This window comes from Kitasatospora sp. DSM 101779 (assembly GCF_025655475.1).
Lineage (GTDB): Bacteria > Actinomycetota > Actinomycetes > Streptomycetales > Streptomycetaceae > Kitasatospora.
Genome location: NZ_JAHTIK010000001.1, coordinates 1,619,260 through 1,641,790 on the forward strand (window position 1 = coordinate 1,619,260; position 22,531 = coordinate 1,641,790).

Sequence of the window (22,531 nt, forward strand, 5' to 3'; positions counted from 1 at the left end):
GGGGCCGGCCGCCGTGCCCGGCCGCGGGGCGGGTCAGACGGTGACGAGGGCGTCCAGCGGCGCGCCCGCGAGGTGCCCGGTGAGGCGCTCGCGGCCCGGCAGGAAGCCGAGCTCCATCAGCACGACCACGCCGGCCAGCTCGGCGCCGGCCTCGCGGACGAGGTCCAGCGAGGCGCCGAGGGTGCCGCCGGTGGCGAGCACGTCGTCGACCACCAGCACCTTCTCGCCGGGCGCGAAGGCGTCGCACTGCACCTCCAGCGTGGCGGAGCCGTACTCGAGGTCGTAGGAGCGGGCGAAGACGTCGCCGGGCAGCTTGCCCTTCTTGCGGATCGGCACGAAGCCGAGGCCGGCCGCGAAGGCCGCCGGGGCGGCCAGCACGAAGCCGCGGGCCTCCAGGCCGACCACCTTGGTCGCCCCGAGCTCGGCGGCGCGGCCGGCGAGCGCCCGGGTGAGCGCGCCGAAGGCCTCGGCGTCGGCGAGCAGCGGCGCGATGTCCTTGAACAGCACACCGGGCTTCGGGTAGTCCGGGACGTCCCGGATCCGGCTGGTGAGCAGTTCGGCGAGGACGGGGTCGGGGGAGGTCACGTGGGGTTCCTTCGGGGGTCGGCAGGCCAGCTGGCCGGATGTGCGCGGCGGGCCGGACGTGCGCCGGGGCCGGATTCGCGCGGTACGACCCTACCCGCAGCGACGCCCGGTGACGGAAAAGGTCCGGCCGGCCCGAGGAGACTCGGGCCGGCCGGACCGTGCGGTGCTGCGTCCGGTCAGTGCTTGCCGGACGGGCGGCCCTTGCCGCGGGTGCGGGAGACCGGCTGGTTGCGCTGGCCGACCACGCCGGCGGCGACCTCCTCGCCGTCCTCGGCGGCCTCCGCGGCGCCCGCGGCCTCGGCGGCCTTGGCGTCCGCGGCCCGGCGCTGGGCGACGCGCTTGGCGAGCGCGCGCATCTCCGGGGTCTGCTCCTTGAGCTGCGCGAGCAGCGGGGTGGCGACGCAGATCGACGAGTACGCGCCGGCCGCCAGACCGATGAACAGCGCGAGCGAGATGTCGTTCAGCGTGCCGGCGCCGAGCATGCCGCCGCCGATGAACAGCAGTGCGGTGACGGGCAGCAGGGCGACCACGGTGGTGTTGATCGAACGCACCAGGGTCTGGTTGAGGCCCAGGTTGGCGGCCTCGCTGTAGGTGCGCCTGTTCTGCTTGGTGATGCCCCGGGTGTTCTCCTTCACGGTGTCGAAGACGACGACCGTGTCGTAGAGCGAGTAACCGAGGATCGTCAGGAAGCCGATCACGGTACCGGGGGTGACCTCGAAGCCGACCAGGGCGTAGACGCCGATGGTGATCAGCAGGTCGTGGATCAGGGCGACCAGCGCCGCCAGCGCCATCCGCCACTCGAAGGCGATGGCCAGGTAGACGGTGACCAGCACCATGAAGACGACCAGGCCGAGCAGGGCCTTCTGGGAGATCTGCTTGCCCCAGGAGGGGCCGATCACCTGGGCGTCGATGTCCTTGGTCGGGACACTGATCTCCTTGGACAGCTCCTGGGAGAACGCCGGGCCGCTGATCTTCTCCTCGGAGCTGACCTGGATGCGGATCTTGCCGTCGCCGGTCTTCTGGACCTGCGCGGTGGTGTCACCGGTGATCTTGTTGGCGGCGTCCTGCGCCTGCGAGACCGTCAGGCCCTGCTTCTGGACGGTGTAGACCGAGCCGCCCTTGAACTCGATGCCCAGGTGCAGGCCCATCGCCAGGCCGATCGCCGCGACGAGGACGATGACGCCCGAGATGGAGTACCAGATCTTGCGCTTGCCGACGAAGTCGAAGCTGACCTCGCCCTGGTAGAGCCGGTGGCCGATGTTCCGAAGGGACATGGCGTCAGGCCTCCTTGGGGGCGTTGGCGGAGGAACGGCGACGGCTGCCGCGGATCGGCGGGCGGGCGCCGAGCCGCTTCGGGTCGAGACCGGACCACGGGTGGCCGTTCGCGAAGAACTTCCGCCGTGCCAGCAGGGTGATCAGCGGCTTGGTGAACAGGAAGATCACCACGATGTCGAGCAGCGTCGTCAGGCCCAGCGTGAACGCGAAGCCCTGGACCTTGCCGACCGAGACGATGTACAGCACCGCGGCACACAGGAACGACACGAAGTCGGAGACCAGGATGGTGCGGCGGGCGCGCGGCCAGGCGCGCTGGACGGCGGGCCGCAGCGGTGCGCCTTCACGGACCTCGTCGCGGATGCGCTCGAAGTACACGATGAACGAGTCCGCGGTGATGCCGATGGCGACGATGGCGCCGCAGACCGCGGGCAGGTTCAGCGCGAAGCCGATGCTGGCGCCGAGCAGGCACATGATCGCGTAGGTGAGGATCGCCGAGACGAGCAGACCGGCGATGGAGACCAGGCCGAGGCCGCGGTAGTAGACGAGCGAGTACACGACCACCAGCGCCAGGCCGATGGCGCCGGCGATCAGGCCGGCCTGCAGCTGGTCGCCGCCGAGCTGCGGGGAGACGGTGGTGACGTCGCTCATGTCGAAGGTCAGCGGCAGCGCGCCGTAGCTCAGCACGTTGGCCAGGCCCTTGGCGTCCTCCTGGCTGAAGCTGCCGGAGATGGTGGCCGAGCCGCCGGTGATCGACTGGCTGACGTACGGGTGGGAGACCACCTTGCCGTCCAGGACGATGGCGAACTGGTTGGCCGGGGAGGCCTGGGTGGCCAGGGTGCCGGTGGTGCTCGCGAAGGCCTTGGAGCCGTTGTCGTTGAACGACAGGTCGACCTGCCAGCCGCCGGCCCGCTGGGTGTCGAACAGGGCCTGGGCCTTGGACACGTCGGAGCCGTTCACGGCGACCGGGCCGAGCGCGAACTTGTACCAGACGCCCTGCTCCTTGTCGTAGGAGCAGCCGACCGCGTTCTTCTTGGGGTCGGTCTGGTAGTCCTTGCGCTGCTCCGGCTTGGAGCAGTCCAGCGCGGCGAACTGCTGCTGGACGTCGGCCGGCACGGTGCCCTGGGTGAGGGCCGCGGTCAGCTGCTCGGGGCTCATGCTGGTCGGCGCGGACGGGGTCGCGCCGCCGCTCGGGGCGGCCGAGGCGGAGCCGGACGCGTTGGCCGAGGGCTTCGCGGAGGCCGACGGGTCGGCCTTCAGCGCGTCGCTGACCGCGCGGCCCGCCTTGCTGGCACTGGCGCTGGGGGCGGTGGAGGCCTTGCCCGAGGGGGACGCGGAGGCGCCGGTGGCGTTCGCCGAGGAGCCCGCGGACGGGCTGGCGGAGCCGGAGGGGGACGGCGAGCCGGTGTTCATCGCCGAGGGGTCGACCCCGGTCGGCGCGAGCGCGACCACGGGACGGAAGTAGAGCTTGGCAGTCGTGCCGATCTGCTCGATCGCCGCCTGCTTGTCACCGCCATTGGGGATGTTGACGATGATGTTGCTGTCACCCTGGGTCTGGACCTCCGCCTCGGAGACGCCCATACCGTTGACGCGCTTCTGGATGATGCCGGTCGCGATGTCCATGTTGGACTTGTTGATCGCGGCCTTGTCGTCCGACTTGGCGGTCAGGGTGACGCTGGTGCCACCGGCGAGGTCGATTCCGAGACGGGGCGTCTTGTTGCCCGTCCAGAACATGAGGGCGACCAGTCCGACGGCGACCACCAGGATCAGGGCCAGCGCCCGCCCCGGGTAACCGTCGCGCTGGCGCGACTTGGGTGTTGCCACCTTGCTCGTTTCTCCCTGTCCATGCCGCCGCGGGCCGCGCCCCGGTCCGGCGTGAGGCGGGACGGGGGACGGCGGCGCAGGGCGGCCCTGAGGTCATCTGGGCCGGCGGCCGGTTGCCGCGCAGCCTGGGTGGGCCCGACCGTACTACTTGGTCTCGGACGCGGTCTCGGAGGCGTCCGCCTCGGCGTCCTTGGAGAGGCTCAGCGGCTTCTCGTCCTGGGCGACCTCGGCCTCGGCGGCCGGCTCCTCGTCGGCCTCCACCGGGCGGCCGTTGATGATCGCGTCGTACTCGAGCGGCTCCAGCACGGCGGCGATGGCGCCCTTGGTGTAGTGGGCCACCACGCCGGGGGCGATCTCCAGCTCGACGGTCTCGTCGTTGACCGCCTTGACCTGGGCGTACATGCCACCGATCGTCCGCACGCCGGCCCCCGGCTGGAGGGTCGCCTGCATCGACGCCGCCTGCTGCTGCCGCTTCTTCTGCGAGCGGAACATCAGGAAGATCGCGACGATCGGGAGGATGAGGATGATGAGATTAGCCACAGCCAGGGTCCTTTGCGGGCCGCCTCGGCCGGCGGCCTGGTATACGTCGGCCCGTCGGTCGAGAGGGGCGGTCCGGCGGAGTCTAGGCGACCCGCACTGTACGGACAACGCCAAGCATGCCAGTGTGCCGCCGAAAGTGGCGACCCTTGGCATGCACCCGTTTTCGGTTGTCGGCTACAGGCCGTCCGGGAACAAAGCGGCCTGGTCGGACGTCTTCGCCCCGCCGCCCTGTGCGGGTGGGGCCATCCCGAGGTGGCGCCAGGCCGCCGCGGTGGCGATCCGGCCGCGCGGCGTTCGGGCGAGCAGTCCCTCGCGGACGAGGAACGGCTCGGCGACCTCCTCGACCGTCTCGGCCTCCTCCCCCACCGCGACGGCGAGGGTGGACAGGCCGACCGGGCCGCCGCCGAACAGCCGCAGCAGCGCGTCCAGCACCGCCCGGTCCAGCCGGTCCAGGCCGCGGGCGTCCACCTCGTACACGTCCAGCGCCTGGGCGGAGATCTCCCGGGTGACCCGGCCGTCGTGCCTGACCTGGGCGTAGTCGCGGACGCGGCGCAGCAGCCGGTTGGCGATGCGCGGGGTGCCGCGGGAGCGGCCGGCGATCTCGGCGGCGCCCTGCGGGTCGATGTCGACGTCCAGCAGGGCGGCGGAGCGGTGCACCACCTGCTGGAGCTCGGCCGGGGCGTAGAACTCCATGTGGCCGGTGAAGCCGAAGCGGTCGCGCAGCGGCGGCGGCAGCAGGCCGGCCCGGGTGGTGGCGCCGACCAGGGTGAACGGCGGCAGCTCCAGCGGGATGGCGGTGGCGCCGGGGCCCTTGCCGACGATGACGTCGACCCGGAAGTCCTCCATCGCCATGTAGAGCATCTCCTCGGCCGGCCGGGACATCCGGTGGATCTCGTCGAGGAAGAGCACCTCGCCCTCGGCGAGCGAGGAGAGGATCGCGGCGAGGTCGCCGGCGTGCTGGATCGCCGGGCCGGAGGTGATCCGGATCGGCGCCCCCAGCTCGGCGGCGATGATCATCGACAGCGTGGTCTTGCCGAGCCCGGGCGGGCCGCTGAGCAGCACGTGGTCGGGGGCGGTGCCGCGCTGGCGGGCGGCCTGGAGCACCAGGGAGAGCTGCTCGCGGACGCGCTCCTGGCCGATGAACTCCTCCAGCAGCTTGGGGCGCAGGGCCGCCTCGACGGCCTGGTCCTCGCCGTCGGCGGCCGCCCCCACCAGCCGGTCTGCCGCCGGGCGGTCGGCGGGGTCGGTGTCGTACGGGCTCATCGGGAGCGGCTCCAAAGTCGACATGACGACTGGTCGTCAGATGGTCAAAGCGTCGGCGGTCGGGCGGGCCGGGGGCTGCTGCCGCCGGTCAGCGGGCCCGGTTGAGTCCGCGCAGGGCGGCCCGCAGCAGCGAGCCGATGTCCGGCACCTGCTGCGCCTCGGCCTCCGGGGTGACCGCGGCGACGGCGTCCTCGGCCTCGCGGGGAGCGTAGCCGAGGCCGACCAGTGCGGCGTGCAGCTGCTCGTGCCAGGGGGCCGGGCCGCTGGCGACCGGCTTCTGCGCGGGCACGGCGCCGTGCGGGGCGCCGAGCTTGTCCTTGTACTCCAGCAGCAGCTTGGCGGCCTTCGCCTTGCCGATGCCGGGCACCGCGATCAGCGCCTTCTCGTCGCCGCCGGCGACCGCGGCGCGCAGCGCGTCCGGGCTGTGCACGGCGAGCATCGCCTGGGCGAGCCGCGGGCCGACCCCGGGCGCGGCCTGCAAGATCTCGAAGAGGGCGCGCTCGTCCTCGTCGGCGAACCCGTACAGGGTGAGCGAGTCCTCGCGCACCACCAGCGAGGTGGCGAGGCGGGCGCTCTCGCCGATCCGCAGCCCGGCCAGGGTGTTCGGAGCGCACTGGACGGCCATGCCGACCCCGCCGACCTCGACGACGGCCGTGCCGGCCGCGATGTGGGCCACCGGGCCCTGGACGAAGGCGATCATCGGCGGTACTCCTGACGTGCGGCGGGGCGCCGGGCCGCGGGCGCGGCGGGCGCCGGTGCGGACTTGGCGAGTGCGGCGGCGATGCGGCCCTGGGCGCCGCCGCGCCAGATGTGGCAGATGGCCAGGGCGAGGGCGTCGGCGGCGTCGGCCGGCTTCGGCGGGGCGTCCAGCCGGAGCAGCCGCTGGACCATGGCGGTGACCTGCGCCTTGTCGGCCCGGCCGGAACCGGTGACGGCGGCCTTGACCTCGCTCGGGGTGTGCAGGGTGACGGGGATGCCGCGCCGGGTGGCGCAGAGCATCGCGACGGCGCTGGCCTGGGCGGTGCCCATCACGGTGCGGACGTTGTGCTGGGCGAAGACCCGCTCGACGGCGACCAGGTCGGGCGTGTGCTCGTCCAGCCACTGCTCCAGGCCCTGCTCTATCTGCAGCAGCCGCACGCCGATCTCCGCGTCGACCGGGGTGCGCACCACGCCGACGCCGACCATCCGCAGCGGCCGGCCGGGGGCGCCATCGACCACGCCGACGCCGCACCTGGTCAGCCCCGGGTCCACGCCCAGTACCCGCACTCCGCACCCCGTCTTCCGTCTCGTCGCCCGCGATCCCCCGCAGGGTATCGGGCGGCACCGACAACGCCCGCGCCACCGCACCCGAACACGCCGCCGCCCGGCAGTCGCGGGACTGCCGGGCGGCGGAGGAGCGGCGGGATCAGGCGTCGAGCTCGGCCATGATCTCGTCGGAGACGTCGAAGTTGGCGAAGACGTTCTGCACGTCGTCGCTGTCCTCGAGGGCGTCGATCAGCTTGAAGATCTTGCGGGCGCCGTCGGCGTCCAGCTCGACCTGCACGCTGGGCACGAAGTTGGCCTCGGCCGAGTCGTAGTCGATGCCGGCGTCGACCAGCGAGGTGCGGACGGACACCATGTCGGTGGCCTCGGAGATGATCTCGAACGCCTCGCCGAGGTCGTTGACCTCCTCGGCGCCGTGGTCCAGGACGACCTCGAAGAGCTTGTCCTCGTCCACGCCGTCGGCCTTGGGGACGATCACCACGCCCTTGCGGGAGAACATGTAGGACACCGAGCCCGGGTCGGCCATCGAGCCGCCGTTGCGGGTCATCGCGACGCGCACGTCGGAGGCCGCGCGGTTGCGGTTGTCGGTGAGGCACTCGATGAGGACGGCCACGCCGTTCGGGCCGTAGCCCTCGTACATGATGGTCGAGTAGTCCGCGCCGCCGGCCTCGGCACCGGAGCCGCGCTTGACGGCCCGGTTGATGTTGTCGATCGGGACGGAGCTCTTCTTCGCCTTCTGGATGGCGTCGTACAGGGTGGGGTTGCCGGCCGGGTCGCCACCGCCGGTGCGCGCCGCCACCTCGATGTTCTTGATCATCTTGGCGAAGAGCTTGCCGCGCTTGGCGTCGATCACGGCCTTCTTGTGCTTGGTGGTAGCCCACTTAGAGTGGCCGGACATCGCCAGCTCCTTTACGTCGCCAAAGGGAAATGAACAGAGGAGATCTTACCGGTGTCGTCACCGGAGGGTGGCACACGGTCAGCGCGCCGCCCGCCGGACTCAGCGCAGGGCGTCCTCGACCATGCGCACGAAGTACTCGTGCACGCGGTGGTCGCCGGTGAGCTCGGGGTGGAAGGAGGTCGCCAGCAGGTGGCCCTGCCGGACGGCCACGATGCGGCTGTCCGGGCCGTCGGCGGCCGGCACCTCGGCCAGCACCTCGACGCCCGCGCCGACCGACTCGACCCACGGGGCGCGGATGAACACGCCGTTGACCGGCGCACCCTCCAGGCCGCGGAAGTCGATCGCCGACTCGAAGGACTCGTTCTGCCGGCCGAAGGCGTTGCGGCGCACCGTCATGTCGATGCCGCCGACGGTCTCCTGGTCGTCCCGCCCGTCGAGGATCTTGTCGGCCAGCATGATCATGCCGGCGCAGGTGCCGTAGACCGGCATGCCGTCGGCCACCCGGGCCCGCAGCGGGTCCATCACGCCGAACAGCAGCGCCAGCTTGGACATGGTGGTGGACTCGCCGCCGGGGATCACCAGCGCGTCCACCTCGGCCAGCTCCTCGGCCCGGCGCACCGGGCGGGCGACCGCGTCGGCGGCGGCCAGCGCGATGAGATGCTCGCGGACGTCGCCCTGGAGGGCGAGGACGCCGATGGTCGGGGTGCTGCTGGACACGGTGGTTACCTCTTCGGTCGTGACGGGGGGACGTGCGCCGGCCCGCCGCGCGGACGTGCTGCACGGCGGGCCGGCGTGGCGCGGGTGGTTACCAGCCGCGGTTGGCGTAGCGCTCGCTCTCCGGCAGGGTGTCGCAGTTGATGCCGACCATGGCCTCGCCGAGGTTGCGGGACGCGTCCGCGATGATCTTCGGGTCGTCGAAGAAGGTGGTGGCCTTCACGATGGCGGCGGCGCGCTTGGCCGGGTCGCCGGACTTGAAGATGCCGGAGCCGACGAAGACGCCCTCGGCGCCGAGCTGGCGCATCAGCGCGGCGTCGGCCGGGGTGGCGACGCCACCGGCGGAGAACAGCACCACCGGCAGCTTGCCGAGCTCGGCGACCTCCTTGACGAGCTCGTAGGGGGCGCGCAGCTCCTTGGCGGCGGCGTACAGCTCGTTGTTGTCGAAGCCGCGCAGCTTGGCGATCTCGTTCTTGATCTGGCGCAGGTGGCGGACCGCCTCGACCACGTTGCCGGTGCCGGCCTCGCCCTTGGAGCGGATCATGGCCGCGCCCTCGGCGATGCGGCGCAGGGCCTCGCCGAGGTTGGTGGCGCCGCAGACGAAGGGGGTGGTGAACGCCCACTTGTCGGAGTGGTTGACCTCGTCGGCCGGGGTGAGCACCTCGGACTCGTCGATGTAGTCGACACCGAGCGACTGGAGGACCTGGGCCTCGACGAAGTGGCCGATGCGGGACTTGGCCATGACGGGGATGGAGACCGCGGAGATGATCTCCTCGATCATGTTCGGGTCGGACATCCGGGCCACGCCACCGTCCTTGCGGATGTCGGCGGGCACGCGCTCCAGGGCCATGACCGCGACCGCACCGGCGTCCTCGGCGATCTTCGCCTGCTCGGCGTTGACCACGTCCATGATCACACCGCCCTTGAGCTGCTCGGCCATGCCGCGCTTGACCCGGGCGGTGCCGATCTGCGGCTGGTCTGCGGTGATGGGGGTGGTGGACACGTAAGACCTCACTCGAAGATGAACCAGTGCTATCGACTTATCGTAGGCCCGGAACGCCCCTTACCGATGCTCCATACAGTCCAGCCGAGTCGTCCGGGTACGACAAACAGTAGCCGTTCAGGCCGGGGCGCCTTCGGGGGTGAGCGCCGCCGGGGGCTCGTCGTCCATCTCGAAGGCCATCGGGAACGGCGCGCGCCCCGCCAGCCGGAAGTACCGGACGAGGCGGTGCTCGCGCACCGCACGGGCGGCCCGGACGGCGTCGTTGTGGAACCGCCGCGCCATCGGCACCCGACGGACCGCGGCCGTGAGATCCGTCACGGCCTCCTTGCCACCGGGCGCGTCCAGCAGTGCCGCAACCTGCTCCGGCTCGGCGAAGACCGCGCGCAGCGCGAGGCTCAGCTCGCTCTCCGCCACCTCCCGGTGCTCGTCCTCGGCCTGCCGGGCGGCGTGCGAGGCCTCGTACAGCAGCAGCGAGGCAGCCGGGTCGAGCAGCGAGGAGGTGGCCAGCTCCTGGGCCACCGAGGCACGGCGCACCAGCTGGGCGTCGAGCGAGGCCCGGGCCGCGTCGATCCGCGCGTGCAGCCGGTCCAGCCGGCCGGCCGTCCAGCTCAGGTACATCGCGAACAGCACGACCGCAACGGCGGCCCAGATCCAGGTAGTCACGGCCGGTCAGGCTACAGGGCGGCCGTCCGGTAGACCTCGCGGTCGAGCTCCACCACGTTGACGGCCAGGTGCACCCGCTCGCCGTCGACGTGCCGCTTCAGCAGGTCCAGCACGGACTCGGAGAGCGCCGTCCGGGCCTCGGGGGCACGCCCGGCGAGGATCTTCAGCTCCAGGTACACCATGGCGCGCTCCGGGTCGCCGTCGCCGAGGAAGGCGTCCTCGACCGGGCGGAAGCGGGTCTTGCACGACTCCACCGTGGTGTCGATCGCGGCCGCCACCAGCGGGTGCAGCTCCGCGGCGAAGGCCCGGCGGTCGAAGCCGAGGCGCGGCGAGTAGTCGACGGAGATCTGCGGCACGAGGGCCCCCTCTTGTCGGAACGTTTCCTGTCTGCGGGTGCGGTCGAGTTGCGGGTGCGCGGTCAGTCGCGGGCGGCCAGGCCGAACCGCTCCCGCCAGCCCACCCGCTCGTCCTCGGCCACCGGCGGCATGCCGTCGGTGACCGTCTCGTACACCGAGAGGATCTCCGCGCCGACCGTCTCCCAGTCGAACCGCCGGACGTGCCGGGAGGCCGCCGCGCGCAGTTCGCGCAGCCGCTCCGGGTCGCCGAGCAGCTTCACCGCGGCCGCGGCCAGCGAGTCGGCGTCCTCGACCGGGAACAGCTCGCCAGCCGCACCGCCGTCCAGCACCTGCCGGAACGCGTCGAGGTCGCTGGCCAGCACAGGGGCGCCGGCCGACATCGCCTCGACCAGGATGATGCCGAAGCTCTCGCCGCCGGTGTTCGGCGCGACGTAGAGGTCCACGCTGCGCAGCAGCCGGGCCTTCTCCTCGTCGCTGACCATGCCGAGGAACTCCACCTGCGCCCGCACCTCGGGGGCCAGCCCCTCGACGGCCTCCTCGCGGTCGCCCTTGCCGGCGACCAGGAGCCGGGTGCCCGGCCGTTCCTCCAGGATCCGGGGCAACGCGGCGAGCAGCGTGGGCAGACCCTTGCGCGGCTCGTTGATCCGGCCGATGAAGCCGATCGTCGCCGGGGCGCCGGTGCCCGTGAGCACGCCGCCCTGCCAGCGCGGATCAGGCTCGGCGTCGGCGAAGAAGCGGACGTCCACGCCGTTCGGGATGACCACCGCGTCGCCGCCCAGGTGCTCGACCAGGGTGCGCCGGGCGTACTCGCTGACCGCGATCCGGGCGGACATCTTCTCCAGGCCGGGCTGCAGGATCGGCGAGGCCGCGATCATCGCCCGCGACCGCGGGTTGGACGTGTGGAAGGTGCCCACCATCGGCCCGGAGGCCGACCAGGCGGCCAGCATCGACAGGCTCGGCGAGGACGGCTCGTGGACGTGCAGGATGTCGAAGCGCCCGTCGTTCAGCCAGCGCCGCACCCGGGCGGCCGACAGGATGCCGAAGCTGAGTCGGGCCACCGAGCCGTTGTACGGCACGGCGACCGCCCGGCCCGCCGAGACGACGTACGGCGGCAGCGCCGACTCGTCCTCGGCCGGGGCCAGCACCGAGACCTCGTGGCCCAGCCGGATCAGGTGCTCCGCGAGGTCGCGGATGTGGAACTGCACACCGCCGGGAACGTCCCAGTCGTACGGGCAGACGATGCCGATCCTCACCCCTGCTCCCCCTGCCCCGCGCCGGCGGCGCGATCGGTGCCGAGATCGGCCAGCCACAGCTTCTGCAGCATGTGCCAGTCCTCGGCGTGCTCCCGGATCCCCTCGGCCCACACGTCGGCGAGCGCCTGCACCATGGCGCCGGTCCGCTCGCGCTGCTCGCCCTCGGCGGGCGGCACGATCTCCGGGTGGATCTCGGCGCGCATCACCGGGCCGTCGTACCAGAGCGTCACCGGGAAGAGCGCCGCGCCGGTGCGCAGCGCCAGTGCGGCCGGGCCGGCCGGCATGCGGGTCGGCTCGCCGAAGAAGTCCACCTGCAGGCCGGCGGCGGACAGGTCGCGGTCGCCGAGCAGGCAGACCAGCTTGCCCTGGCGCAGCCGCCGGGCGAGCGTGCCGATCACCGACACGTCCGAGCCGGTCAGCGGCAGCACCTCCATGCCGAGGCCCTCGCGGTACGCCACGAAGCGGTCGAACAGCGCCTCCGGCTTCAGCCGCTCGGCGACGGTGGTGAAGGGGTAGCCGCCCGCCGAGGCGATCCAGGCGCCGGCGAGGTCCCAGTTGCCCATGTGGGGCAGGGCGAGGACGGCGCCGCGGCCGGCGGCCATCGCCTCGTTCAGCTGCTCCAGGCCCTTGACCGGCATGGCGTCGGCGATCCGCTGGAGGCTCCAGGCCGGCAGTCGGAAGGACTCCATCCAGTACCGCATGTACGACCGCATCCCGGCCCGGGACAGCTCGCGCAGCCGCGCCTCGTCCGCCTCCGGGTGCACCCGGCGCAGATTGGCCTCCAGCTGCAGCACGCCCTTGCCGCGGCCGCGCCACACCCGGTCGGCGATCCGCTCGAACAGGGTGCGGGCCACCCGCTCGGGCAGCCGCTTCACCACCGCCCAGCCGGCCGCGTACAGCCAGTAGACCAATCGGTCCTTCACGCCGCCCCCTCGACTCCCGCCGTCTCCCGGTCGGCCTCCTGGGCCTCCCGCCGCACCGTCAGGATGCGCTGCATCACCGTCACCAGGCTGCCCGCCGCGACCACCCACAGGGCGAACGGCAGCAGCCACTCCACGTACGGCAGGCCGAACGTGGCCAGGCCCGCCACACCGGCCGCGACCAGGCTGATCACCAGCCGCTCGGCCCGCTCGACCAGGCCGTTGACGTTCACCGGGAATCCCAGGCTCTCGCCGCGTGCCTTGGTGTACGAGACCACCTGGCCGCTGGCCAGGCAGAAGACCGAAACGGCGCAGAGCAGGTCGTTGTTCCCGGTGCCCGCGTACCAGAGCGCCAGACCGCCGAAGATCGCGGCGTCCGCGACCCGGTCCAGCGTCGAGTCGAGGAACGCACCCCACTTGGAGGAGCGCCCGGCCTGGCGGGCCATGTTGCCGTCGACCAGGTCGGAGAAGATGAAGAGGGTGATGGTGATCGTGCCCCAGAAGAACTCCCCGCGGGGGAAGAACACCAGGGCGCCCGCCACCGATCCGGCCGTCCCGATCAGCGTCACGGCGTCCGGGCTGACACCCCAGCGCAGCAGCATCGCGGCGAACGGCGTCAGAACACGTGTGAAGAAGGCACGCGCGTATTTGTTGAGCATGGCCTTCCCGACCGCTCCGATCTCACCGGACTCCGCCCGCGGCCCCTGTGCCGCCGGGCGGCCGAGCGGATCGGCCCGCCCGGCTGGACAATGGTATCCACGCTGATCGCGGGGCTTCGCCGCCCCACGCCCCCGAGCAGCCCGCCGGCCCGACCGGCCCACCACGCACGGCCCGGCGGCGCCCGACGCCCCGGCCGTGAGCACCGCTTGTGACCCGCGCGAGCGCGCCGCAGCCACCCGCGAACAGCAGGAGAGCAGCCATGGCGGACCGAGCAGCCACCCACACCGCGGCCCCCACCGTCGAACGACCCGACCGGCTCCGCAACGTCGTCCTCATCGGCGCCACCGGAGCCGGCAAGACCACCCTCGCCGAGTCCCTCGCCCTCACCGCGGGCTCGCTCACCCGGGCCGGCACCGTCCCGGACGGCACCACCGCGGCCGACCACGAGGAGATCGAGCACCAGCAGCAGCGCTCCGTGCAGCTCGCGCTCCTCCCGCTGGCCTGGCAGGACTGCAAGATCAACCTGCTGGACGCGCCCGGCTACGCCGACTTCGCCGGCGACATGCAGGCCGCGCTGCGCGCCGCCGAAGCCGCCGTGCTGGTGGTCTCCGCCACCGACCCGGTCTCCGCGCACACCCTCGCCCTGTGGCGGGAGGTCCGGCTGCGCAACCTCCCCACCGCGATCGCCCTCACCCACCTCAACGCCGTCCGCGTCCACCTCGACGAGGTCCTCGCCACCCTGCAGGACGCCCTCGGCGAGGGCCACCCCGACTCCGTCCTGCAGCTGCACGACAGCGCGCTGAAGGACGGCCGGCTGCTCGGCTCCGTCGAACTGCTCACCGGCCGCACCTACGGCGAGCCCGGCGACCTCCCCACCGTCGACGAGGACCGCACCCACCTGGTCGAGGCCATCGCCGGCGAGGACGACGCACTGCTGGAGCGCTGGGTCGCGGGCGAGGAGCTGGACACCGCCTCGCTCGGTGACGCGCTGCGCCGCGAGTTCCTGGCCGGCACCGTGCACCCGGTGCTCGCCACCGCACCGCCCGCCGACCCCACCGGCCCCGCGCCCGGCGCCGCCGAACTGCTCGACCTGATCGCGGCGGTCTTCCCGTCACCGCTCGACCGCGCCGATGACATGCCCGCCTGCGATCCGGACGCTCTGGTCGCCGCCCAGATCGTGCACACCGGCGAGGACCCGTACGTCGGCCGGCTCAGCCTCGCCCGGGTGTTCTCCGGGACGCTGCGCCCCGACACCGTGCTCCACGTGCCCGGCGGCGCCGACGAGAAGGTCGCCGGCCTGAGCTGCCCGTTCGGCAAGCAGCAGCGGCCCGTCCCGCACGCGCTCCCCGGCGACCTGGTCTGCCTCGCCAAGCTCACCGCCGCCCGCACCGGCGACACCCTCACCGAGGGCACCGAGGCGCTGGAGCCGTGGCCGCAGCCCGAGGCCCTGCTGCCCGCCGCCGTCCAGGCCCACAGCAAGGCCGACGAGGACAAGCTCGCCCAGACCCTCGGCCGGCTCACCGCCCAGGACCCTGCGCTGCGCGTCGAGCAGAACCCGGACACCCACCAACTGGTGCTCTGGTGCACCGGTGAGGCCCACCAGGCGGTCGTCCTGGACAGGCTGCGCAGCCGGTACGGCGTGCACGTGGACACCGTCGACTACAAGGTCGCGCTGCGTGAGACCTTCGCCACCAGCTCCACCGGGCACGGCCGGCACGTCAAGCAGTCCGGCGGGCACGGCCAGTACGCGATCTGCGACCTCACCGTCGAGCCGCTTCCCGGCGGCGGCTTCGAGTTCGTCGACAAGGTGGTCGGCGGCGCGGTGCCGCGCAACTTCATCCCCTCGGTGGAGAAGGGCGTCCGCGCGCAGCTCGCGCACGGGGTGCTGGCCGGCTACCCGATGGTCGACGTCCGGGTCACCCTCACCGACGGCAAGGCGCACTCGGTGGACTCCTCCGACGCGGCCTTCCAGACCGCGGGCGCGCTGGCGCTCCGCGAGGCGGCCGCCAACGGGCGCATCCAGCTGCTCGAACCGGTCGACGAGGTGCAGGTGCTGCTGCCGGACGAGTACCAGGGTGCGGTGCTCAGCGACCTCTCCGCGCGGCGGGGCCACGTGCTCGGCACCGAGCCGGGCGGGCCCGGGATGAGCCTGGTCCGCGCCGAGGTCCCGGAGCTCGAACTCGTCCGCTATCCCGTCGAGTTGCGCTCGATCTCGCACGGCACCGGACAGTTCTCCCGCAGCTACCTCCGACACGCCCCGATGCCCCCCAACCTCGCCTCCCGCTACGAACACGCGTCGTAAGGGATCCAGGGGCCTGGGGCACCTGATCGGCGTGCCCCGAGGCGCTCAGCGCCGCTGCATCGCGCAGGCCGGCGTCCCCGCCGGCATCAGGTGGCGGTTGCGGGAGACCCAGCGGTAGACGGCGGCGGCGAGCGGCCGCACCGGGGGCAGCGCCAGCACCGCGCCCGCGTACGCCCAGGCGCCGCCGGAGCGCATCAACAGCCGGGCGACCGCCTGCGCCCCGCCGTACACCCGTCCGCCGGGGGTGATCCACAGCACCTCCCGGTCGGCCCGCTCCTCGGTGACCAGGCCCCGGCCGCCCGCACCGGCGTCCAGCGCCGCGAGGTCGGCGAACTGGTAGGGCACCGCCTGCCAGCCGCCGGAGGAGAGGGAGGCCCGCGGATAGCGTTCGGCCCAGGTCACGCAGCTGGTGCAGAAGGCGCAGTCCCCGTCGAAGACCAGCAAGGGATCGTGCGCGATGAGTTCGACCATGGCCCGATCCTCCCGCACGGTCGGCCGCCGCGGGCCCGGGTGACACCCCGGAGGATCGAACCGGCCGCGAACTGGGCATGATCCCCTCACGGTGCTCGGCCGCGGGTGGCTGACGCCGGTTCAGACGATCTTGCCCGCGACCGGTCGGAGGCGCGATAGCCTGCGGCCGACAAGGGCGGATCCAGGGGAGGAGGGGCAGCCGCCGTGACCCAGCTCGACATGACCCCGGGTGCGCAGGTACCCCGCACGGACGTCGGCCCGCAGACCGCCGTCACCTCGGCGCTCTCCTCCGCGGCCTACCGCGACGGCAGCTTCCGCGAGTTGGAGGAGAAGCTCGGCGCCAAGCTGAAGAACGGCCGCTTCGAGCTGTTCCGGCCGAGCGCCGGCGAGGCGTTCAGCCGGGCGGTGATCGACCGGACGCTGCCGGCCAAGCGGAACCCGATGGTGCCGTCCTTCGGCACCGACGTACGGATGGTGGTCGAGCACTGCCTTGCCGCCAACGACCTGCGCAGCGCCCGGGACCGGCAGCTCGCCCTGGTCACCGTGGTCTGCGGGCTGCTCTTCCTGCCCGGCGCGTTGGTCTGGCTGGCCGCCTTCCAGGTGCGGGCCCAGCTGAAGAAGACCCACCCGGCCAGGGAGGGCTTCTACGGCACGCTGGCGCTGGCGGCCGCCTGCGGCCTGGCCCTGCTGTTCGCGATCCGGCCGCCGGTGGACGGCCCCTGGTCGCTGTACTTCCGGCTGATGATGCTGGCTCCGGTGGTCGGCTGGTTCGTCGCCCGGCGGATCTGCCTGCGCAGCACGATCGACCTGCGCACCCGCTGGCAGTCGCTGCTGGAGGGCGGTGCGGTGGCGGCCACCGTGCCGCAGGCCGTCCCGCGCGACGACCTCGACCGCAAGGCCACGGACCTGCGCGCCAGCCTGGAGCGGCTGACCGCCGAGCAGGAGACCAACATCCACCACTACGCGGGCCGCAAGGGCCTGCTCGGCGCGGGCATGCGCTGGGTCGCGGTGGAGATGAACGAGGACCTCCGCCCGGCCGCGGGGCACGCCGACTTCCGGACCTTCCACCGCTGGGACCTCGCCCGCAAGATCGCCGAGCGGCTCGGCTCGGTCGCGGCGAGCGAGGTGCCGGGCGGCGACATGCCGCACGTCTCGGTCGCCCACTGGGTGGTGCAGGACATCCCCGAGGGCGCGGACGAGATCGGCCGCCCGTCCACCCCGGAGATGGACGGCTACCGGATGCGCGACTTCGGCATCCAGCAGATCGCCAACCGGCAGACCATCGGCACCGACACCGACACCAACGTGGCCGCGCAGCTGGTGCTGCACAACGGCCAGGTGGTCGCGACCGTCACCGTGAAGATCACGGTGCTGGGCCGCAACCTCCGGGTGTCCGTGTACGGGCACGCCCTCGGGCCGCTCAACGGGCTGTTCACGACCAAGCCCAAGCCCAAGGAGAAGAACGTCCCGAAGACCGGCAAGTTCTGGGAGGAGAAGACGATCGTCCTCCCGCTGATCGACGACGACGAGGTCGTCCGGCAGGCCGTCCGGGCGCCGTTCCACAAGATCCCCGGACTGCTGAACTGGCTCGGCGGCTCGCTGACGCTGCCGGAGCCGTTCTGCCTCCGCCAGGCGTGGACGGACAAGACCTGGGACAGCCGGGCGAAGAGCGACTCGGTGCTCTACAGCGCCCAGCCGATCTTCAACATGGTGCAGACCGCCACCATCGACTTCCTCGCCGAGCACGACGTGGACGTCGAGCGGTTCACCAACCGCGCCAACATCAGCCGCTCGGAGAACCAGGCCGTCCGCCCCTTCAAGGCCGACGCCTACGACGCCGGCTGAGCCGCCCGGACGCACCGCAGGGCCGGTACCCCGAGGGAGCCCTCGCGGTACCGGCCCTGCGGCGTCGGTGCGGGATGCTCAGCCCTGCGGCCAGGCGTCGGCCAGCATCTTGCGGGTGTCGGCGAGCAGCTGCGGCAGCACCTTGGTGTGGCCGACCACCGGCATGAAGTTGGTGTCCCCGCCCCAGCGCGGCACCACGTGCTGGTGCAGGTGGGCGGCGATGCCCGCGCCGGCGGCGGCGCCCTGGTTCATGCCGATGTTGAAGCCGTGCGCGCCGGAGGCGGTACGCAGCGCCGTCATCGCGTGCTTGGTGAGCAGGGCGAGCTCGGCGGTCTCCGCCTCGTCCAGCTCGGTGTAGTCGGCGACGTGCCGGTACGGGACGACCATCAGGTGGCCGCCGTTGTACGGGTAGAGGTTGAGCACCGCGAAGACGGACGAGCCGCGGGCCACCACCAGGCCCTCCTCGTCGGTGAGCCCCGGGATGCTGCAGAACGGGCAGCCGTCGTCCGGGGACGGGCCGGTGGGCTTGTTCTCACCCTGGATGTAGGCCATCCGATGGGGGGTCCACAGGCGGCGGAAGCCGTCCGGCTCCCCCACGCCCCGCTGCAGTTCGGGCTCACTCGTCATGCCGATCAGCATATGCGTCCCGACAGGCGGGACGAACAGGCCGGGGCGGGTCCGTGCGGACCCGCCCCGGCCTGCTGCGTCCGAGGTCAGACCTGGATGCGGCGCTGCACCGCGTCCACGATCTCGGCGACCGCATCGGCGACCGGCACGCCGTTCTTCTGCTCGCCGTCGCGGTAGCGGAAGGACACCGCGCCCGCCTCGACGTCGTCGTTGCCCGCGATCAGCATGAAGGGGACCTTCTGCTTCTGGGCGTTGCGGATCTTCTTCTGCATCCGGTCGTCGGAGGTGTCCACCTCGACCCGGATGCCGTGCTTCTTGAGCTCGGCCGCGACGTCCAGCAGGTACGGGACGTGCTCGTCGGTGATCGGGATGCCGGTCACGGTGACCGGGGCCAGCCACGGCGGCATGGCGCCGGCGTAGTGCTCCAGCAGCACCGCGAAGAAGCGCTCGATCGAGCCGAACAGCGCGCGGTGGATCATCACCGGGCGCTGGCGCGAGCCGTCCGCCGCGGTGTACTCGAGGTCGAAGCGCTCCGGCAGGTTGAAGTCGAGCTGGATGGTCGACATCTGCCAGGTGCGGCCGATGGCGTCCTTGGCCTGGACGGAGATCTTCGGGCCGTAGAAGGCCGCGCCACCCGGGTCCGGGACGAGCGGCAGGCCCTGCTTCTCGGCCACGGCGGCGAGGACGGCGGTGGCCTCCTCCCAGGTCTCGTCCGCCCCGACGTACTTCTCCGGGTCCTTGGTGGAGAGCTCCAGGTAGAAGTCGGTCAGGCCGTAGTCGCGCAGCAGGTTGAGCACGAAGGTGAGGGTCGAGTCGAGCTCGTCCGCCATCTGCTCGCGGGTGCAGTAGATGTGCGCGTCGTCCTGGGTGAAGCCGCGGGCGCGGGTCAGGCCGTGCACCACGCCGGACTTCTCGTACCGGTACACCGTGCCGAACTCGAACAGGCGCAGCGGCAGTTCGCGGTAGGACCGGCCGCGCGCGTCGAAGATCAGGTTGTGCATCGGGCAGTTCATGGGCTTGAGGTAGTAGTCCACGCCCTCGTCGAGCTGCATGGGGGGGTACATGCCGTCGGCGTACCAGTCCAGGTGGCCGCTGGTCTCGAACAGCTTCCCCTTGGTGGCGTGCGGGGTGTAGACGAACTCGTAGCCCTCCTCCTCGTGCCGGCGGCGCGAGTAGTCCTCCATGGCCCGGCGGATGATGCCGCCCTTGGGGTGGAAGACGGCGAGGCCGGAGCCGATCTGCTCCGGGATGGAGAACAGGTCGAGCTCGTTGCCGAGCTTGCGGTGGTCGCGCTTCTCGGCCTCCACCAGGAAGTCGAGGTGCGCCTTCAGCTCGTCCTTGCTCGGCCAGGCGGTGCCGTAGATGCGCTGCAGCATCGGGTTCTTCTCGCTGCCGCGCCAGTAGGCGGCCGCGTTGCGCATCAGCTTGAAGGCCGGGATGTGCCGGGTGCTCGGCAGGTGCGGGCCGCGGCAGAGGTCGCCCCAGCACTGCTCGCCGGACTTGGCGTCGAGGTTGTCGTAGATGGTCAGCTCGCCGGCGCCGACCTCGACGTCGGCGCCTTCGCCGGCGGTCGCGGCGGAGCCCTTGAGGCCGATCAGCTCCAGCTTGTACGGCTCGGCGGACAGCTCGTCGCGGGCGGCGTCGTCGGAGACCACGCGGCGGGAGAACCTCTGCCCGCGCTTGATGATCTCCTGCATCTTCTTCTCGATGGCCTTGAGGTCATCGGGGTGGAAGGGCTTCTCGACGTCGAAGTCGTAGTAGAAGCCGTCCTTGACCGGCGGGCCGATGCCGAGCTTGGCCTCCGGGAAGAGCTGCTGCACGGCCTGCGCCATGACGTGCGCGGTGGAGTGCCGCAGGATGTCGAGGCCGTCCTTGCTGGAGATCTCGACCGGCTCGACCTCGTCGCCGTCCTGGACGGCGTAGGCGAGGTCCTTCAGCTGGCCGCCTACGCGGGCGGCGATGATCGAGCGGTCGTCGGCGAAGAGCTCGGCGGCCGTGGTGCCCGTGGTCACCACGCGCTCTTCCCGATCGGGTTCGCGGTTGATGATGATCCGGACGTCGGTCACCGGTCTCTCCTGACATCTGTGGTCCGCAGCACTCTGCTGCGCACGTCGATGGTACCGAGAGCGGCAGCTCCGGTGCGCACCGCGCTCTCCCCCGTGCCGCGTCCGCCCCACCGGCCCGCCCGGCCCCGCGGGCCCTTCCCACCGCACCCGCACCGGCCCGCCGGGACGCCGGCCGCCCTGCGGCGCGGTTGAACGGCTGTCAAGTGCGGTATCACCTGGGCAGAGCACGGTGCGCCTCCGGTCCTCGGGGGCGCGCCGGGCAACCGCCCGGCGGCACTTGAGGGGCAGTCATGCAGCAGTCCCGACCCTGGTACGAGGGGCCGATCGCCTCCTTCGACACCGAGACCACCGGCGTGGACGTCGAGCACGACCGGATCGTCTCCGCCGCACTCGTCCTCCAGTCCGCCCCCGGCAGCGCCCCGACCACCACAACCTGGCTGGCCGACCCGGGAGTTCCGATCCCCGAGGGCGCCCGCGCGGTGCACGGCATCAGCGAGGAGCACGCCCGCGCCCACGGCCGCCCGCCGCGCACGGTGGTCGCCGAGATAGCCCGGTCCCTCGCCGAGCTGTCCCTGGCCGGTGTCCCGCTGGTGGTCATGAACGCCCCGTACGACCTCACCCTGCTCGACCGCGAGCTGCGGCGGCACCGCGCCAGTTCGCTGGCCGCGGCGCTCGGCGGCACCGAACTCCTGGTGCTGGACCCGCGGGTGCTGGACAAGCACATCGACCGCTACCGCAAGGGCCGCCGCACCCTCACCGATCTGTGCGCCCACTACGGGGTGCGGCTGACCGGCGCCCACGAGGCAGCGGCGGACGCGACGGCCGCGCTCGACCTGGTGCGCACCCTCGGCACCCGGCACCCGGATCGGCTCGGCGCGCTGCCGGTGCCCGAACTCCACGTCCGGCAGGCGGTCTGGCACGCGGCCCAGGCCCGTGGCCTGCAGGACTGGTTCGACCGGGAGGGCACGCCGGAACGGGTGGACACCGCCTGGCCGCTGCGCCCGGCCCGGTGCGGCTGCGGCCGGACGCTGACCGCGGAGCACCGCTGCGAGGCCGCGGCCTGAACCGCACGCCCGCCGATGGCGGAAGGCGCCGACAACGACAGAGGCCCCGGCCGCACTTGGCGACCGGGGCCTGCTGCTCGGTGGGCGATACTGGGATCGAACCAGTGACCCCTTCGGTGTGAACGAAGTGCTCTCCCGCTGAGCTAATCGCCCGGGCAACGAGATGAACAGTACCACCTCGGCGGCCGGCCGCCCTAATCCGTTCCCACCGCGGCCGCCCCGACACTGCCCCAGATCGCCTCCGGCACAGCTCCGGTGAATGCCCGTCAGACCGGCGACGCCTTTGAGAAATCATCGGAAAACAACATAAGGCCCAGACCGGTAAATGGTCTGGGCCTTACATCTTTACTGCATTCCGGGTGGGCGATACTGGGATCGAACCAGTGACCCCTTCGGTGTGAACGAAGTGCTCTCCCGCTGAGCTAATCGCCCGGGTGCAGGGAAAACATTACCCCATCCGCGGGGGTGCTCCGAACACCCTCCCGGTCAGTGCAGGTCCCACGGCAGCACCAGGCCGTACCGCCACAGGTACCAGCCGAGCAGCGCGCCGATGATCACCAGGCCGATCACGGTCAGCGTGATGTTGCGGCGGCGGACCTTCGGGTCCAGTGCCCGCTCGGCCGCCTCGGCGACCTTCCGCCGCGTCCAGCGCAGCACCAGCTGGGCCCAGACGAACTCGGTGGCCCAGATGCCCATGCCCAGGAAGATGACCACCCAGCCCGGACCGGGCAGCGGCAGCAGGACCACGCCGAGCCCGACCACGGCCAGACCGGCCAGGAAGATCACCACCTGCCAGCTCAGGTGCAGCGGCCGCGAGCGCCGGATGAAGTGCGGGGCCCGCGAGCCGAGCGGCCGGCCCCCGCCGTCCTCCCGGTCCCCGCCCCCGTTCCCGTCCTCGCCACCGTCGGACGCCATGGGTGCCCCGTCCTCGACCCGGTCAGG

Annotated in this window: 22 protein-coding genes and 2 tRNA genes; 3 read left to right on the forward strand and 21 right to left on the reverse strand. The window is 72.2% G+C overall.

Going from position 1 to position 22,531, the window contains the following annotated elements; translation table 11 throughout:
• Window positions 1-33 precede the first annotated feature (33 nt).
• From KSNIM_RS07525 to pgsA, 15 genes are all read right to left on the reverse strand, one after another.
• The gene (locus KSNIM_RS07525; RefSeq protein WP_263102449.1) at window positions 34-585 is read right to left on the reverse strand and encodes an adenine phosphoribosyltransferase; all 552 of its coding nucleotides are present in this window, start codon (window positions 583-585) and stop codon (window positions 34-36) included.
• 176 nt (window positions 586-761) lie between these two features.
• Complete coding sequence (gene secF / locus KSNIM_RS07530) at window positions 762-1,859, reverse strand: protein translocase subunit SecF (protein ID WP_263102450.1); 1,098 nt, start codon at window positions 1,857-1,859, stop codon at window positions 762-764.
• A 4-nt stretch (window positions 1,860-1,863) separates the two neighbouring features.
• On the reverse strand, window positions 1,864-3,681 hold the full coding sequence (gene secD / locus KSNIM_RS07535; protein ID WP_411543672.1) for a protein translocase subunit SecD: 1,818 nt from the start codon (window positions 3,679-3,681) through the stop codon (window positions 1,864-1,866).
• Window positions 3,682-3,825: 144 nt separating this feature from the next.
• Window positions 3,826-4,221 carry a preprotein translocase subunit YajC gene (gene yajC, locus KSNIM_RS07540; RefSeq protein WP_263102451.1) on the reverse strand — a complete coding sequence of 132 codons (396 nt, stop codon included), beginning with the start codon at window positions 4,219-4,221 and terminating at the stop codon, window positions 3,826-3,828.
• Window positions 4,222-4,395: 174 nt separating this feature from the next.
• Window positions 4,396-5,484, reverse strand: a complete 1,089-nt coding sequence (gene ruvB / locus KSNIM_RS07545; RefSeq protein WP_263102452.1) for a Holliday junction branch migration DNA helicase RuvB — start codon at window positions 5,482-5,484, stop codon at window positions 4,396-4,398.
• An 88-nt stretch (window positions 5,485-5,572) separates the two neighbouring features.
• Complete coding sequence (gene ruvA, locus KSNIM_RS07550; protein ID WP_263102453.1) at window positions 5,573-6,184, reverse strand: Holliday junction branch migration protein RuvA; 612 nt, start codon at window positions 6,182-6,184, stop codon at window positions 5,573-5,575.
• The gene (gene ruvC / locus KSNIM_RS07555) at window positions 6,181-6,750 is read right to left on the reverse strand and encodes a crossover junction endodeoxyribonuclease RuvC (protein ID WP_263102454.1); all 570 of its coding nucleotides are present in this window, start codon (window positions 6,748-6,750) and stop codon (window positions 6,181-6,183) included. Before ruvC ends, ruvA begins: the two co-directional genes overlap by 4 nt.
• 139 nt (window positions 6,751-6,889) lie before the next feature.
• Window positions 6,890-7,645: a YebC/PmpR family DNA-binding transcriptional regulator gene (locus KSNIM_RS07560; protein WP_263102455.1), complete on the reverse strand. Its 756-nt coding sequence runs from the start codon at window positions 7,643-7,645 to the stop codon at window positions 6,890-6,892.
• A 99-nt stretch (window positions 7,646-7,744) separates the two neighbouring features.
• Window positions 7,745-8,362: a pyridoxal 5'-phosphate synthase glutaminase subunit PdxT gene (gene pdxT, locus KSNIM_RS07565; protein WP_263102456.1), complete on the reverse strand. Its 618-nt coding sequence runs from the start codon at window positions 8,360-8,362 to the stop codon at window positions 7,745-7,747.
• An 88-nt stretch (window positions 8,363-8,450) separates the two neighbouring features.
• On the reverse strand, window positions 8,451-9,362 hold the full coding sequence (pdxS, locus tag KSNIM_RS07570; protein WP_263102457.1) for a pyridoxal 5'-phosphate synthase lyase subunit PdxS: 912 nt from the start codon (window positions 9,360-9,362) through the stop codon (window positions 8,451-8,453).
• Between the two features lie 117 nt (window positions 9,363-9,479).
• Complete coding sequence (locus KSNIM_RS07575; RefSeq protein ID WP_030268533.1) at window positions 9,480-10,025, reverse strand: membrane protein; 546 nt, start codon at window positions 10,023-10,025, stop codon at window positions 9,480-9,482.
• Between the two features lie 11 nt (window positions 10,026-10,036).
• Window positions 10,037-10,381, reverse strand: a complete 345-nt coding sequence (locus KSNIM_RS07580; protein ID WP_263102458.1) for a 5-carboxymethyl-2-hydroxymuconate Delta-isomerase — start codon at window positions 10,379-10,381, stop codon at window positions 10,037-10,039.
• Window positions 10,382-10,443: 62 nt separating this feature from the next.
• On the reverse strand, window positions 10,444-11,634 hold the full coding sequence (locus KSNIM_RS07585) for a glycosyltransferase family 4 protein (protein WP_263102459.1): 1,191 nt from the start codon (window positions 11,632-11,634) through the stop codon (window positions 10,444-10,446).
• Window positions 11,631-12,557, reverse strand: coding sequence for a phosphatidylinositol mannoside acyltransferase (locus KSNIM_RS07590; protein ID WP_263102460.1), 927 nt, complete (start codon window positions 12,555-12,557; stop codon window positions 11,631-11,633). Before KSNIM_RS07590 ends, KSNIM_RS07585 begins: the two co-directional genes overlap by 4 nt.
• On the reverse strand, window positions 12,554-13,213 hold the full coding sequence (pgsA, locus tag KSNIM_RS07595; protein ID WP_263102461.1) for a phosphatidylinositol phosphate synthase: 660 nt from the start codon (window positions 13,211-13,213) through the stop codon (window positions 12,554-12,556). The genes KSNIM_RS07590 and pgsA overlap by 4 nt, the downstream gene beginning before the upstream one ends.
• A gap of 260 nt (window positions 13,214-13,473) precedes the next feature.
• Here pgsA and KSNIM_RS07600 point away from each other — a divergent pair, with 260 nt between their 5' ends.
• Window positions 13,474-15,516, forward strand: coding sequence for an elongation factor G (locus KSNIM_RS07600; protein ID WP_263102462.1), 2,043 nt, complete (start codon window positions 13,474-13,476; stop codon window positions 15,514-15,516).
• 45 nt (window positions 15,517-15,561) lie between these two features.
• Here KSNIM_RS07600 and KSNIM_RS07605 read toward each other — a convergent pair whose 3' ends face one another.
• Window positions 15,562-15,987 carry a thiol-disulfide oxidoreductase DCC family protein gene (locus tag KSNIM_RS07605; protein WP_263102463.1) on the reverse strand — a complete coding sequence of 142 codons (426 nt, stop codon included), beginning with the start codon at window positions 15,985-15,987 and terminating at the stop codon, window positions 15,562-15,564.
• A 204-nt stretch (window positions 15,988-16,191) separates the two neighbouring features.
• Here KSNIM_RS07605 and KSNIM_RS07610 point away from each other — a divergent pair, with 204 nt between their 5' ends.
• Window positions 16,192-17,832 (forward strand): hypothetical protein, encoded by a 1,641-nt coding sequence (locus tag KSNIM_RS07610; protein WP_263102464.1) that lies wholly within the window; start codon window positions 16,192-16,194, stop codon window positions 17,830-17,832.
• A 78-nt stretch (window positions 17,833-17,910) separates the two neighbouring features.
• On the opposite strand, the gene KSNIM_RS07615 is transcribed toward KSNIM_RS07610, so the two are convergent.
• A complete protein-coding gene (locus KSNIM_RS07615; protein ID WP_263102465.1) occupies window positions 17,911-18,471 on the reverse strand; it encodes an HIT family protein in 561 nt (186 codons plus the stop codon).
• Window positions 18,472-18,545: 74 nt separating this feature from the next.
• Window positions 18,546-20,525: a threonine--tRNA ligase gene (thrS, locus tag KSNIM_RS07620; RefSeq protein WP_263102466.1), complete on the reverse strand. Its 1,980-nt coding sequence runs from the start codon at window positions 20,523-20,525 to the stop codon at window positions 18,546-18,548.
• A gap of 290 nt (window positions 20,526-20,815) precedes the next feature.
• Between thrS and KSNIM_RS07625 the strand changes: the two genes are divergently transcribed.
• On the forward strand, window positions 20,816-21,589 hold the full coding sequence (locus KSNIM_RS07625) for a 3'-5' exonuclease (protein WP_263102467.1): 774 nt from the start codon (window positions 20,816-20,818) through the stop codon (window positions 21,587-21,589).
• An 81-nt stretch (window positions 21,590-21,670) separates the two neighbouring features.
• On the opposite strand, the gene KSNIM_RS07630 is transcribed toward KSNIM_RS07625, so the two are convergent.
• The 3 genes from KSNIM_RS07630 to KSNIM_RS07640 form a co-directional block, all read right to left on the reverse strand.
• Window positions 21,671-21,742, reverse strand: a tRNA-Val gene (locus tag KSNIM_RS07630).
• A gap of 207 nt (window positions 21,743-21,949) precedes the next feature.
• Window positions 21,950-22,021 (reverse strand) — tRNA-Val (locus KSNIM_RS07635).
• Window positions 22,022-22,075: 54 nt separating this feature from the next.
• Window positions 22,076-22,504, reverse strand: coding sequence for a TIGR02611 family protein (locus KSNIM_RS07640; RefSeq protein WP_263107861.1), 429 nt, complete (start codon window positions 22,502-22,504; stop codon window positions 22,076-22,078).
• Window positions 22,505-22,531: the final 27 nt, after the last annotated feature.

What these genes read in the sequence shown, in the direction of transcription:
- secF (WP_263102450.1), bottom strand. Translation starts at nt 1,859, where the DNA reads ATGTCCCTTCGGAACATCGGCCACCGGCTCTACCAGGGCGAGGTCAGC.
- ruvB (WP_263102452.1), bottom strand. Translation starts at nt 5,484, where the DNA reads ATGAGCCCGTACGACACCGACCCCGCCGACCGCCCGGCGGCAGACCGG.
- ruvA (WP_263102453.1), bottom strand. Translation starts at nt 6,184, where the DNA reads ATGATCGCCTTCGTCCAGGGCCCGGTGGCCCACATCGCGGCCGGCACG.
- KSNIM_RS07560 (WP_263102455.1), bottom strand. Translation starts at nt 7,645, where the DNA reads ATGTCCGGCCACTCTAAGTGGGCTACCACCAAGCACAAGAAGGCCGTG.
- pgsA (WP_263102461.1), bottom strand. Translation starts at nt 13,213, where the DNA reads ATGCTCAACAAATACGCGCGTGCCTTCTTCACACGTGTTCTGACGCCG.
- KSNIM_RS07600 (WP_263102462.1), top strand. Translation starts at nt 13,474, where the DNA reads ATGGCGGACCGAGCAGCCACCCACACCGCGGCCCCCACCGTCGAACGA.
- KSNIM_RS07605 (WP_263102463.1), bottom strand. Translation starts at nt 15,987, where the DNA reads ATGGTCGAACTCATCGCGCACGATCCCTTGCTGGTCTTCGACGGGGAC.
- KSNIM_RS07615 (WP_263102465.1), bottom strand. Translation starts at nt 18,471, where the DNA reads ATGCTGATCGGCATGACGAGTGAGCCCGAACTGCAGCGGGGCGTGGGG.
- KSNIM_RS07625 (WP_263102467.1), top strand. Translation starts at nt 20,816, where the DNA reads ATGCAGCAGTCCCGACCCTGGTACGAGGGGCCGATCGCCTCCTTCGAC.
- KSNIM_RS07640 (WP_263107861.1), bottom strand. Translation starts at nt 22,504, where the DNA reads ATGGCGTCCGACGGTGGCGAGGACGGGAACGGGGGCGGGGACCGGGAG.